Raw genomic sequence first — 12,280 nt, forward strand, 5'->3', positions numbered from 1 at the left:
GGACTGTGTCAGCAGCTGACCGACACCGAGACGACCTATCCTGGCACGAACCTCAAGATCGTCTACACCGTCAAAGACCAGCCTGACAACTCATGAACGATCCCACCATGTCCAGACCCCTGGGCCCCGGTGACGTTCTGCGGCGTGTTCTGCATGAAGCGCAGGTAACCTGAAGGGGTCGGGCTGTAAGCGAGTGGCATCAGGAGCATGCCGGTGTATTTGCCGGACAGCGCCTGCGATAGCGCCACCGAGAACGGCACGCCGTGCAACTGCACATTTATTCCGACCTTGCTGAGTTGACTCTTGACCGCCTCCACCATTGGGACATCGAGAGCGAACGCAGCATCCGAGGAGTAGGTGAGCGGAACAGTCACGTTGGTCTGACCCGCCTTCTTCAGCAGGGCTCTGGCACCGGCTGGATCATATGCAAAGTTCGGCGTTGCCGCGGTCGGCTTGATGCCACCCGCGCCGGGAGGCATATTGAGGCTGAGAGCGCCTTGCCCACCCACTGCGAGAGCGATGATCTCCTGACGATCAATGCCCTTGGAGATGGCCTGCCGGACCTCAAGATTCGCTAACGGACCTTGCGTGGCGTTGATGTCGAGGGGCACCGTGCGTGATGCGCCGCCCTGGCCGACAACAAGTCCTGCGCTCTTGGCCTGATTGGCCTGTGTCGGGTCTTTCGTCCACATCATGTTGACCGAGCCCTGCTCCAAATCGGCCAGCCGGGTCTGATCGTCAGGAACCACCTTGAACACAACGCTCGACAGGTAGGGCTCCCCCTTCTGCCAGTAGTGCGAGTTTGCGTCAAGCGTCACCTGCGCGCCGTGCTGCCAACTCTTCAAGGTGAAGGGGCCGGTGCCGTTCGTCATCGACTGCCGCTTCGTCGAAGACGTCGACAAGTACCACGACTTCTTGACGATGAAACAGGTAGTGGGGTTGCTGACAACCTGCAGGAAGCTCGCCGACGGCGCCTTGAGAACAACCTTGACATTGCTGGCGTCGGGCGCGGTCACGGTCTTCACATCGGTGTAATACTGCGCCTGGTCCAGGCCCTTGTCGCGCATCTGAAGTAGTGAGAACGCCACGTCGCTGGCCGTAAGAGCCGAGCCATCGCTGAACTTGACCCCTGGACGGATATGGAAGGTATAGACAGTTGGGCTGGTCTGCTTCCAGGTGTCTGCGATTCCAGCCGTAATCTTGCCTTGGGCGTTTTGACTCAGCAAAGGCTGATAGATCTGCTCGATGTACCCAAAGTTTGGAGCCGCGACTGTCGCGTACGGGTCGAACCCGCCGGCTCCTAGGTCGGCGATCTCCCCGTACGTCAGCGTGCCGCCCTTGACCGGTGAAGAACTTGCAGCGTTGTTCTGCGTCGATCCGCCCGCGCTTGAGGAACCCGAACTTGAGCAGCCGGCGGCGACAACTGCGGTCGCGAGCACCAGGGGCGCTGCCAAAGCCAGACGTCGATTCATCATGATGTCTCCTGAGGGTTTAGAAGGAAGTGAGGGAAGGTATCGCATCTTTTGAGCGCGGCTGACTGCCCGCCTAATGCCTGTTCGCAAGCCACCGTTGTACTCCGTCAGCCAGCAAGTTCCACGAGAATGTCATCACAACGATGAGCAATATTGGAGCAACCATCATCATTGGATCCAAGGCAAGGAATGGCTGGGCATCGCTGACCATACGGCCCGAACTCGCATCCGGAGGCTGCACGCCTTGGCCCAGATACCCCAAGCTTGCCTCGAGCATGATCACGATGGATGCAGTATTCCCGAACTGGACCAAGAGGGGGCCGAGCGCATTCGGCAGCAGATGTCGGACAATTATTCGGCCGTTGGTAAGGCCGCTTAAGCGCGCAGCCATAACAAATTCTCGCTGCTTGAGGACTAGCGCTGGCGCTCGCATGACCCGGGCGAAGACAGGAGAGAATATGAGCCCGAGTGTGATCACGAGGATCCATACTGCCGAACCGAACGTGACGCCGACAAGGAGTGCGAAGAGAATCGCCGGGATCGACAGGGCGACGTCCGTCGCACGCATAATCAGATTGTCGATCCAACCACCGTGATAGCCCGCGAGCAGACCGGCCGTGGTGCCAACAAACATCGCGATAAGTGTGGCAAGGAACGACACGCTGAGGTCTGAACGCGCGGCAACGATTGTCCGAGTGAACGTGTCTCGACCCAAATTGTCCGTGCCTAGAAGATGGCTCCAGGATGGGGAGACAAACCGTGCAGCACCAATCGCATTCGGATCATACGCTGAGAGCGCAACACCGACAGTGGCCAGGAGGACAAGGACTAAGAGGAGGATGAGCGCTATCCACAATGGGAAATTGCACCGCGCAGTATGTGTCGCTCTTGAGGGAGGAGAACCGAGAGACTCAGGGCCCGTCGTGATCCTTACGCTGCTGGTCATGAAGAAACCCTTACCCGTGGGTCGACGATCGGATAGAGCAAGTCAATGGCTAGGTTGATGACAACATATGTAGCACCAATCACGATCACGCACGCCTGTATGGTGGGATAGTCACTCGTATTAAGTGCGCCAACCAACAGGCTGCCCATTCCGGGAAGCGAGAAGACCGTCTCGACGACAATTGTTCCACCGATCAAGGCACCCAGATCAAGGCCCACAATGGTCACTACCGGAATCAGAGCATTTCGTACCGCATGTCGAAATATTCGACGCATCTCCGACGCGCCTTTAGACCGGGCAGTGCGAATGTACGGCTGCTCCAACTCTGCGATCATCGACACGCGAGTATATCGACACAAGTTTGCGGCAACCGGAATGGCCAGGGAAACCGCCGGGGCCAGCAGTAGTAATACGCTACGAACTGGATCCTCGGTGAGTGGGACATACCCGCTGATCTGCCAGTGAACGGTCAATGAGTTGACCAGAACCAGTAAGGCCCCGATGATAAAAGGCGCGAAAGAGAGCAGTAGAAATGAGCTCGACTGGACGACGGTGTCCACCCATGAACCGGGCCGTCGAGCCGCGACAATCCCGGACGGAACGCCGATCAACAAGGCAATGATCAAGGCCATAATTGCCAACTGAAAGCTGAGCGGGTAACGCTGCTGGATCTCTGGCATGATCTGCACGGGCTGAGTCAAGGAGGTCCCAAAATTGCCTTGAACAAACGCATGGATCCAGTCGATGTATTGCGTGAACAGCGGGCGATCCAGGCCCAGGTTCTTTCGGATGGCAGCGATGGACTCCACGCTGGATCCGGTGTTGGCGAACGCCAGCGCCGGGTCTCCCGGGATGAGCCTGACCATCGCGAAAGCTAGAACGCTGAGGAGCCACAGGACAACAACGCTCAGGCCGACTCGTCGGGACAGATATCGAATCATGAGGGACCCTCCGCGCAGTACAGATACCACGCAGCGGACCCCGCGAGAAAGCGAATACGTTCGATCACCTTTGGGCCTCCTGATCGCGAGTTCGGCACGGATAAGTCGAGCGTGAGGTACTGACTGAGAACGGGTGGGCGAGGAAGCCGGGTCCCTTACCTGGGCGGCCGCCTGCGCAACTATCCACCGATCGCCGAAGGTGGCTGGATCCAGGTCACTTCAGCAAGTAATTACTTACAGACGGGACGCTACAGGTGAGTTTCGTCACTGTCAATGCTCCGCGTTGACCCATCAAAAATGCGCGCGCAGAGGCGGGCCCGCCGGCCGAGGCGTGGGGAGCAGCTGGGCGTGCAGATGGGACTGACGGTGGCGAACAGCACGCAGCGACCGAGGCGATCGCGACGCGGTACAAGTGGGCAGACACGAAGACCGAGGGCGCAAGGCTCGACGACTCGTGCGCCCGCGGGGGCCACGTTCACGAAAGTACTTGTGAATAGTGTGGTGGCACCGTGGTTTTCCCTCGGGATACTGCCCGCACCCCCGATAAACCGTCGGTCGACGGGAAGGACTCGTTGGGAGGCGTCAACGTGTGGGGTGACCGCTCGCGAGGATCGCCTGCACCAGCGCGTCCGCCGGCGCGGAGTCCACGTGCGGGTTGGTCAGCAGCACCAGGTCGATCTCGCCAAGCGTCGGCAGACCGACTCCCGCCGACAGCTCGACCAGCTCCTCAGGGATCAGGCTGCGCGCGAAGATCCCCAGCCCAAGACCCGCACGCACCGCGGCGATCACGCCGTTCACGCCGCGCACCGTGCAGCCGACCCGGTATGCCATGTCGGCCTTTCCCAGCGCCTCGATGCCAATCGTGCGGGTCAGGCTCGGCGCCTGGTACACCACCAACGGCACCGGCTGCGCGGGATCGAAGCGCACGCCCTCCGGGCCTGCCCACACCAGTCGATCGCGCCGCACCAACTGACCACCGCGCTCCTTCACCCCCCGCTTGACGAACACCACATCCAAGTGACCCGACTCGATCCGCCGATGCAGGCTCGGACTCTGCGCCACGGTGAGATCGAGGTCCACCCTCGGATAGGCCTGGCGGAACTGGCGCAGGATTTTCGGCAGCGGAGTCAGGGCGAGGTCGTCCGTGACGCCCACCCGCAGCCGTCCGGCAAGACCGGACCCGTTGAAGTAGTCGACGGCCTGCTCCTGAGCCGCCAGAATCGTGCGGGCGAAGCGTGCCATCGCCTCACCGTCCGCGGTCAGTCTGACCGTGCGGGTGTCGCGCACGAAGAGCGTTCTGCCAACTGCCTCTTCAAGCCTGCGAATGTGCTGGCTCACGGTGGGCTGGCGGATCTCGAGCAGTTCGGCGGCACGGGTGAAACTCAACGACTGCGCCACGGCCAGGAACGTGCGTAACAGCTCGGGGGGATACACGACGCCGACTCCTTATTGCAATTGATAATAAGAGATATACCACTCATTGGCTTGGATGAGGGCTCTGCTGCCGGAAGGATGGAGGACATCGCACCCGACCGGACAAGACTGGAAACCTGACGTGACCGCCGCACTGCGCGCGACCCGCCCACCGACCGCAAACCCTTGGCAGACCACCTTCCGCTCCCTGCAGACCCGCAACTACCGGCTATTCGCCGGAGGCCAGCTCTGCTCCAACACCGGCAGCTGGGTGCAGCGCATCGCGCAGGACTGGCTGGTGCTCACTCTTGCCGGCAGCGCCACCGCCGTCGGCATCACCACGGCGCTGCAAGCACTCCCCACGTTGCTCTTCGGACTGGTCGGTGGCCTTGTCGCGGACCGCTATCCGAAGCGGCAAGTCCTGTTGTGCACGCAGACGTTGATGGCTCTGCTCGCCACCGTGCTCGCCACGCTCGTGCTCACCGGCAACGTGCAGGTGTGGCACGTCTATGCGGTCGCCTTCGCGCTCGGCTCGGTCATCGCCATCGACAACCCCACTCGGCAGGCGTTCGTCAATGAGATGGTCGGCCCGGACCAGCTGCGCAATGCCATCGGCCTGAACTCCTCGGTCTTCCAGCTGGGCGCGCTGATCGGCCCTGCCATCAGCGGTGTGCTGATCAACATCGTCGGGATCGGCTGGGCGTTCTCAATTAACGCGATCTCCTATCTCGGCCCGATCACCATGCTGCTGCTGATCCGCGACACCGAGCTGCACCACATTCCACGAGTTGCTGCCCACCGCGGGCAGCTGCGCGACGGCCTGCGGTATGTCACGCAGCGGCCGCACGTGCTCTGGCCAATTGTGCTGGCCGGCATCTTCGGCCTGTTCACCATCAACCTGCCGGTCACGCTCGCGGCCTACACCAAGACTGTATTTCATTCGAGTGCAGGAGGATACGGGATGCTCAGCTCGGTGCTTGCCGTCGGTTCTCTGGCCGGTGCGCTGTTCGCCGCGCGGCGGGCCAACACTCGCCTGCGCACGACGGCACTCGTCGCCGCCGCGCTCGCCGGCGCCTACCTGGTGGCGAGCGCCGCCCCGAGCGAGATGGTGTATGCCGTCCTGCTCGTGCTCGTCGGGGCGCTCACGCTGCTGCTGCTCACCGGTGCGAATGCCACCGTGCAGCTCGCGGCCGAGGACAGCATTCGCGGACGGGTGATGGGGCTCTATCTCCTGGTCTTCACCGGCAGCGGCGCCATCGGCGGACCACTGATCGGCTATCTCGACGAGCACGCGGGTCCGCAGACCGGGATGCTCCTTGCCGGCGTGGTGCCTGCACTGGCCACCGCGTGCATCGCGATTCACCTCGCGAACCTCGGGCACCTACGACTGGCCGTGCGCTCCAACCGATCCCGTCGACCGCTGCTCGCAGTCGTCCACCGATAGCGCAAGGTCCGGGCCTTCACACCCGATGGTTGAGGCGCGTGCCCGCTCGCCGAGAGGCATACCTATCCGGTGAGCGGCATACCAAATTAGTGGACCTGTCGGGGGTGAAGTATGCCTCTCGGCGAAAACGAAGTCCAGGTCGCCGCACGTTGCACGAGGGCTGGTGTCACGCGGCACGCGCTCCGGTCATGATCGCGACGGCGTCGTTCATCGTGTGAGTCTTGGGCGAGATCACGGCCGCGCGCCGTCCAAGCCGCTGCACGTGGATGCGGTCTGCCAGCTCGAAGACGCTCGGCATGTCGTGGCTGATCAACACGATTGGCAGCCCGTTGTCCCGCAACTGCCTGATCAGCTTGACCACCTGCCCGGACTCGCGCACGCCGAGTGCGGCCGTCGGCTCATCGAGGATGACCAGTTTGCTCCCGAAGGCGGCGGCCCTGGCCACAGCGACCGCCTGACGCTGACCACCGGACAGGGTCTCCACCGGTTGGGTGATGTCCTGGAGCGTTTCGATGCCCATGCGGCTGACGTGATCCTTGGCCTGCTTTCGCATCTCGGCGAAGTCCAGCACCCGCAGCAGCCCGCCGAGCGGGCCCTTCTTGCGCAGCTCACGCCCGAGGAACAGGTTGCTGGCGATGTCGAGTGCCGGCGCGACGGCAAGGGTCTGGTACACCGTCTCGATGCCGGCATCCTGGGCAGCCTGCGGATTGCGGAACGTCACCTCCTCACCGTCGAGATAGAGCTGGCCGCTGTCGGGTGTGGTGGCACCGGACAGGCACTTGATCAGCGTCGACTTGCCGGCGCCGTTGTCGCCGATCACCGCAAGGATCTCTCCGGGGAGCAGCTCGAAGTCGACGCCGCGCAGGGCCTCGACGCGCCCGTACGACTTGGTCAGGCCCGTCGCTGCGAGTACTGGTGTTCTGCTGGTGTCTGACGGTCCGTTTTCGTCCTGCGACGTCATTTGCGTACCCTTCGAATCCACTGGTCGACGGCAACTGCCAGGATGACGAGCAGGCCTTCTGCGAGCTGTTGGTAGAGGTCTTGCACGCCGGCCAGAGCCAAGCCGTTCTGGAAGACCTGGACGATGAGCGCGCCGAAGAGGGTGCCAAGGACCACTCCGCGACCACCGAACAGACTGATTCCGCCAATGACCGCGGCAGTGATGCTGTCCAGGTTGAGGGTCGACGAGATATCGGTGCTGGCATCGCCGACTCGCCCGATCTGCACCCATGCAGCGATGGCATAGACCAGACCTGCGAGCAGGTAGACGCTGAGGAGCAGACGGGTCGTGTTGATCCCGACGAGGCGAGAGGCCTCGGGCTCGTCCCCCACGGCATACACATGTTTGCCCCAGGCCGTGCGAGCCAGGATGAACCCGACGACGAGATAGAGCGCCAACATGATCAGCACACCGGTTGTCAGAGAGAACGAGCCGATGTGAATCACCGTGCCGGTCCACACGAGCAGGCTGTTTGGTCCGGGGGTCAGCGTCTGACCGTTGGCATATAACAGCCCGAGCGCGGTGAAGACACCGAGTGTGCCCAGCGTGCCGATGAAGGGCGGCACGTGGAAGCGGGTGACGAGCACACCGTCGATGAGCCCGGTCAGCAGGCCGACGAGCAGTCCGAGCAAGATGGCGAGAGCCACCGGCCAGCCCGAGTTGATCGCCAAGCCGGCCATCACCATCTGGGCCAGGATCATGGCCGCACCAACGGACAGGTCGATCCCTGCGGTGAGGATGATGATGCTCTGGCCCAGAGCCAGCAGCCCGATGACGGCGGCCTCTTGCAGCATGATCGACAAGTTCGCCGCACTGAAGAAGCGTCCATTGATCAGGTCGAAGATGATCGCGGCCACAATGAGCACCACGAGTGGGCCCAGCGACGGGTGTGCGTGCAGCAGGTGCTGCACGGTGTTACCAGGACCACGCGACTTGGCGTCGGCGGATGGTGGGCCGGCGGGAGCGGTCACGAGGTTTTCGGCCATTGCGGCTCAGCCCCAGCAGACCTTGGATGCGGCCGCAGTGGTGATGCTCGGCACGCCAGACTGCGGAGAGTCGGTGTACAGCTTGGTCCCGGTGTTGAAGTAGTCCTTGCCTGCCTGGTTGGTCGGCTTCTTGCCGGTCTTGGCGAACTGGGCGATGGCATCCACGCCTTCCAGCGCCATCTTGCCGGGGAACTGCCCTGCGGTGGCGCCGATCTCACCGCTCTTGACGAACGGCAGGTTGCTGCAGCCGCCATCAATGGCGACGACTGTGACACCCGTCTTACCTGCGGACTTCAAGGCATGCGCAGCGCCCTCCGCGGCGGGCTCATTGATGGCATACACGAGGTTGATGTTTGAGTCCTTCGACAGGCACGTCTCCATCGCGGTCTGGCCGCCGGTCGTCGCACCGTTGGTCGGCAGCTGGCAGGCGATCTTGTAGGTGCCGCCCTTGCCACCGGTGTATTTCCCGCTGGTGGGCTCCTTGCCATTCACGTTGGGGTTGCCCACCGGAATACCCATCCCGTTCAGGAAGCCGTGGTCTCGGTCGACATCGACGGTGATCACCTGATTGGCGAGGTCATCGAGCATGGCGATGTCTGCACTCTTGCCGTTCAACTTGGCTGCGGCCCATTTGCCATCCAATACGCCGGCCGCCGTGTTGTCCGTCGCGTAGGTGACGTCAGCGATGTTTCCCGGGATCGGTGGGGTGTCGACCGCGACCACCACCAGACCGGCCGCCTTCGCCTGGGTGAGCGCCTTGTTCACGGCGTCTCCGTTGAGCGCGATGATGATTCCCTTGTCGCCCGCGGCAACGGCCTGCTCGATCTGAGTGATCTGCGAGGTCGTGTCGTCATCCGAGTTGCCCGCTGTCACATGCAGCGTGACGCCCTTCTTGGCGGCCTCCTGCTTGGCGGTCTTCTCCATCGAGATCCAGTAGGGGTTGGTGAACTCCTTCAGGATCAGCGCGACCTTGATCTTGCCGGCTCCACTGCCGCCGCTACTGCTCGCCGCACTGGCGCCGCTCGCTCCGGAGGCAGTCGAGCTTGCGCTGCTACTGCCGCTCCCACCACAGGCTGCCAGGGTGGCAGCCATCACTCCCGCACTCGCGAGGCAGACGGCTCCCCGCGCACGCCTACGGACCATGTTCATTCCAGCACTCGTCATTGCACCGAACCTCCTGGCTTCCCGCTCTTAAGGCCCTATTTGTGCCTCAGATCACAACGGTAGATCGCTCGCAAGCGCTTTGGCAAGCGCTTGCGAGTAAATATGTTCAGGCTGTTTAATGGACGCGGGGCCCCCCGGCAGTGCGTGCGGACTGCACAGAGGAGTCCGATAGGTTTCCCAGAAAGGGAGGCGCACACATGGTCAAGATGACTGACGTCGCAGCAGCCGCCGGAGTGTCGAGTACGACTGTCTCGCACGTGCTGAATGCCACCCGGCCGGTGAGCGAAGCGCTGCGCGCCAAGGTCTTTCAGGCCGTGGCCGACACCGGCTACACCCCCAACAGCGTTGCCAGGGCGCTCGCGACACAGAACACCATGCTCATCGGCATCGTCATGTCCTTCCTGTCCAACCCGTTCTTCGCGCCGCTCGTCTCGGACATCGACAAGACCGCCCGCAGGCGCGGCTACACCCTGCTGCTCACCGAGAACCACGAGAACACCGTCGATGAGTCCAAGCAGGTCAAGGTGATGCTCGATCGTCGCGTCGACGGCGTGATCCTTGCTCCCGCAGCCCGCGACCTCGAGCCGGTGCTCGACATCCTCGCGAACAGCGGCACCCCAACGGTGCTGATCGACCGCTTCGGCGACCGCCGGTTCGATGAGGTTGGCGTCGAAAACATCGAACCCACAGCCCAGCTCGTGGCTCACCTGGTTGAGCACGGCCACGACCGAATCGGCTTCATCAGCGGCCACACGGGGCTGTCCACGACGGTCGAACGCCTCGAGGGCTACCGCTTGGGGATCGAACGGGCGGGCCTCTCGTTTGATCGCAAGCTGGTCCGATCCGGCGGCTCGCAGATCGACCCTGCACGCCGGGCCGTGAGTGCGCTGCTGGCGACTTCCCGTCCCCCGACGGCGATCATCACGGCAAACAACGCGATGACCATCGGTGCGCTGCGTGGTCTGCGCGATCTTGGGCGCCGAGTCCCCGACGACGTCGCCCTCGCAGCATTCGATGACTTCGAGTGGGCAGACCTGATGTCACCGGCGCTCACCACGATCGCGCAGCCCATCCCCGAGATGGGCAGACTTGCGACCAAGCAGCTGCTGCGTCGCATCGGCGGATACACCGGCGAGACTGAACGGCACGCCCTTCCACCCACGTTCCACCGCAGACGGTCCTGTGGCTGCAGCGAGACCCGAGCGCAATGAGCGGTCATCATCGGCAGGGCATCACCTCTTCCACGCTGACCGACCTCGTAGACCGGGCACGCCGCCTCATCGTTCCGGGAGAGCGCCGGCTGCTCGGCATCGCCGGCCCGCCCGGGGTTGGCAAGAGCACCCTCGCGGCAGCGCTGTGTGGCGAACTCGGCGCCGACGCAGTCCGCGTGCCCCTTGACGGATTTCACCTGGCCAACGAGGTGCTGGCCGACCTCGGCCTCACGTCACGCAAGGGAGCGCCCGAGACGTTTGACGCCAGCGGCTTTCGCGCGCTGCTCATACGCCTACGCGCACAGGACGAACCGATCGTCTACGCGCCAGAGTTCCACCGTGAGATCGAGCAGGCCGTATCCGGTGCGCTGCCGATCCCACGAGACGCACCGCTCATCGTGGTCGAGGGCAACTACCTGCTGCTGAACTCCGGCCCGTGGCAGGGGATCAGGGACCTCCTGGACGACGTCTGGTATCTCACGCTCGCCGACGACACCAGGCTGGATCGCCTCATTCATCGCCACCAGCTCCACGGGCGATCAGCAGTCGACGCGAAGGCCTGGACCTTCGGCAACGACGAGCGCAACGCAGCCGTGGTCGAGGCCTCCGCCATACGCGCCGACCTCGTCGTGTCGCTGTCCCCGAACGCCAGTGGCGAGGCGTCATCGGGCAACCCAGAGGAGAGTTGATGGCACCGCCCGCAGCACACGTCGTCGTCGTCGGAAGCATCAACCTGGACCTCAGCGTGGCCGTGCCGCGGCTTCCGGGCGGCGGCGAGACTCTGCTGGCCACCGGGATCACGCGCAGCCCTGGCGGCAAGGGCGCGAACCAGGCGGTGGCGGCCGCCCGTGCGGCCGGCGCTCGCACCTCGATGGTCGGCGCACTGGGTGACGACGCCGAGGGCCACCTGCTGCGCAAGGCCCTGGCCGACAGCGGGGTCGGCCGCGCCGGCGTCGCCACCGTCGACGGTCCGAGCGGGCAAGCCTTCATCACGGTTGACGAACATGGCGAGAACACGATCATCGTCGTCGCCGGCGCGAACGGACATGTCCAGGTCAATGCCGCGGCGCTGGCCATCATCCGGTCGGCCGGCATCGTGCTCGGCCAGCTCGAGGTGCCGCAGGATGTGCTTGCCGAAGCGGCTGCTGCCCGGAAGGAAGGAGTCGCATTCGTTCTCAACGCCGCCCCCTCGGCCCCGCTGGAGCCGGCGCTGCAGGCGGAGGTAGACGTGCTGATCGTCAACGAGCACGAGGCCCGCGACCTTGCTGGGCGCGACGACCTCGAGGATGCACTCAACCACCTGGTGGCGTTGTTCCCGGTCGTGGTGATCACGCTCGGCGCACAGGGTGCGCAGCTCCTCCGGTATGCAGAGCCGACGATCACGGTCGCCGCGCCATCTGTGCAGGCGGTGGACACCGTGGCTGCAGGTGACACCTTCTGCGGGGTGCTGGCTGCGGCGCTGGCCGGTGGCATGGGGTACCGGTCCGCGCTCGAACATGCCTGTGCTGCAGCCTCGCTGGCGGTTCAGTCGCCCGGCGCACAGACGTCGGTGCCGCTGCGCGAAGAGGTCGCCGCTCAGCATGCGCTGTTCTATGGTGGAAGTGCCGCAGAGAGCTGACCGGCCACATCGCGCCGAGAGGCATACCTACCCGGTGAGCGGCATACCAAATTGGTGGACCTGTCGGGGTGAAGTATGCCTGTCG

Annotated in this window: 11 protein-coding genes; 4 read left to right on the forward strand and 7 right to left on the reverse strand. The window is 63.7% G+C overall.

The window, feature by feature from the left end:
• Positions 1 to 62: 62 nt before the first annotated feature.
• From FGL98_RS13640 to FGL98_RS13655, 4 genes are all read right to left on the reverse strand, one after another.
• Positions 63 to 1,472, reverse strand: a complete 1,410-nt coding sequence (locus tag FGL98_RS13640; RefSeq protein WP_186526167.1) for an ABC transporter substrate-binding protein — start codon at positions 1,470 to 1,472, stop codon at positions 63 to 65.
• A 73-nt stretch (positions 1,473 to 1,545) separates the two neighbouring features.
• Complete coding sequence (locus tag FGL98_RS25455) at positions 1,546 to 2,106, reverse strand: ABC transporter permease (RefSeq protein ID WP_186526168.1); 561 nt, start codon at positions 2,104 to 2,106, stop codon at positions 1,546 to 1,548.
• 308 nt (positions 2,107 to 2,414) lie between these two features.
• Complete coding sequence (locus FGL98_RS13650; protein ID WP_146317343.1) at positions 2,415 to 3,359, reverse strand: ABC transporter permease; 945 nt, start codon at positions 3,357 to 3,359, stop codon at positions 2,415 to 2,417.
• Positions 3,360 to 3,941: 582 nt separating this feature from the next.
• A complete protein-coding gene (locus FGL98_RS13655) occupies positions 3,942 to 4,793 on the reverse strand; it encodes a LysR substrate-binding domain-containing protein (protein WP_146317345.1) in 852 nt (283 codons plus the stop codon).
• Between the two features lie 121 nt (positions 4,794 to 4,914).
• Between FGL98_RS13655 and FGL98_RS13660 the strand changes: the two genes are divergently transcribed.
• Positions 4,915 to 6,216: an MFS transporter gene (locus FGL98_RS13660; protein WP_186526169.1), complete on the forward strand. Its 1,302-nt coding sequence runs from the start codon at positions 4,915 to 4,917 to the stop codon at positions 6,214 to 6,216.
• Positions 6,217 to 6,382: 166 nt separating this feature from the next.
• Here the strand turns inward: FGL98_RS13660 and FGL98_RS13665 are convergent, their stop codons facing one another.
• From FGL98_RS13665 to FGL98_RS13675, 3 genes are read right to left on the reverse strand one after another with little or no spacing between them, the layout of a single operon-like run.
• A complete protein-coding gene (locus FGL98_RS13665; protein ID WP_146317349.1) occupies positions 6,383 to 7,177 on the reverse strand; it encodes an ATP-binding cassette domain-containing protein in 795 nt (264 codons plus the stop codon).
• On the reverse strand, positions 7,174 to 8,202 hold the full coding sequence (locus FGL98_RS13670; protein WP_146317351.1) for an ABC transporter permease: 1,029 nt from the start codon (positions 8,200 to 8,202) through the stop codon (positions 7,174 to 7,176). The genes FGL98_RS13665 and FGL98_RS13670 overlap by 4 nt, the downstream gene beginning before the upstream one ends.
• A 6-nt stretch (positions 8,203 to 8,208) precedes the next feature.
• Positions 8,209 to 9,294: a substrate-binding domain-containing protein gene (locus FGL98_RS13675; RefSeq protein ID WP_246136543.1), complete on the reverse strand. Its 1,086-nt coding sequence runs from the start codon at positions 9,292 to 9,294 to the stop codon at positions 8,209 to 8,211.
• 269 nt (positions 9,295 to 9,563) lie between these two features.
• Between FGL98_RS13675 and FGL98_RS13680 the strand changes: the two genes are divergently transcribed.
• From FGL98_RS13680 to FGL98_RS13690, 3 genes are read left to right on the forward strand one after another with little or no spacing between them, the layout of a single operon-like run.
• Positions 9,564 to 10,577 (forward strand): LacI family DNA-binding transcriptional regulator, encoded by a 1,014-nt coding sequence (locus FGL98_RS13680; protein ID WP_146317355.1) that lies wholly within the window; start codon positions 9,564 to 9,566, stop codon positions 10,575 to 10,577.
• Complete coding sequence (locus tag FGL98_RS13685) at positions 10,574 to 11,266, forward strand: nucleoside/nucleotide kinase family protein (protein WP_146317357.1); 693 nt, start codon at positions 10,574 to 10,576, stop codon at positions 11,264 to 11,266. The genes FGL98_RS13680 and FGL98_RS13685 overlap by 4 nt, the downstream gene beginning before the upstream one ends.
• A complete protein-coding gene (locus tag FGL98_RS13690; protein WP_146317359.1) occupies positions 11,266 to 12,195 on the forward strand; it encodes a ribokinase in 930 nt (309 codons plus the stop codon). The genes FGL98_RS13685 and FGL98_RS13690 overlap by 1 nt, the downstream gene beginning before the upstream one ends.
• The last annotated feature ends 85 nt before the right edge of the window (positions 12,196 to 12,280 follow it).

Origin of the sequence: Leekyejoonella antrihumi (genome assembly GCF_007845645.1) — a bacterium.
Lineage (GTDB): Bacteria > Actinomycetota > Actinomycetes > Actinomycetales > Dermatophilaceae > Leekyejoonella > Leekyejoonella antrihumi.

Excerpts from the sequence above, each read along its gene's own strand:
- FGL98_RS13640 (WP_186526167.1), bottom strand. The coding sequence starts at position 1,472 with ATGAATCGACGTCTGGCTTTGGCAGCGCCCCTGGTGCTCGCGACCGCA.
- FGL98_RS25455 (WP_186526168.1), bottom strand. The coding sequence starts at position 2,106 with ATGTTTGTTGGCACCACGGCCGGTCTGCTCGCGGGCTATCACGGTGGT.
- FGL98_RS13650 (WP_146317343.1), bottom strand. The coding sequence starts at position 3,359 with ATGATTCGATATCTGTCCCGACGAGTCGGCCTGAGCGTTGTTGTCCTG.
- FGL98_RS13665 (WP_146317349.1), bottom strand. The coding sequence starts at position 7,177 with ATGACGTCGCAGGACGAAAACGGACCGTCAGACACCAGCAGAACACCA.
- FGL98_RS13670 (WP_146317351.1), bottom strand. The coding sequence starts at position 8,202 with ATGGCCGAAAACCTCGTGACCGCTCCCGCCGGCCCACCATCCGCCGAC.
- FGL98_RS13675 (WP_246136543.1), bottom strand. The coding sequence starts at position 9,294 with ATGGCTGCCACCCTGGCAGCCTGTGGTGGGAGCGGCAGTAGCAGCGCA.
- FGL98_RS13680 (WP_146317355.1), top strand. The coding sequence starts at position 9,564 with ATGGTCAAGATGACTGACGTCGCAGCAGCCGCCGGAGTGTCGAGTACG.
- FGL98_RS13685 (WP_146317357.1), top strand. The coding sequence starts at position 10,574 with ATGAGCGGTCATCATCGGCAGGGCATCACCTCTTCCACGCTGACCGAC.
- FGL98_RS13690 (WP_146317359.1), top strand. The coding sequence starts at position 11,266 with ATGGCACCGCCCGCAGCACACGTCGTCGTCGTCGGAAGCATCAACCTG.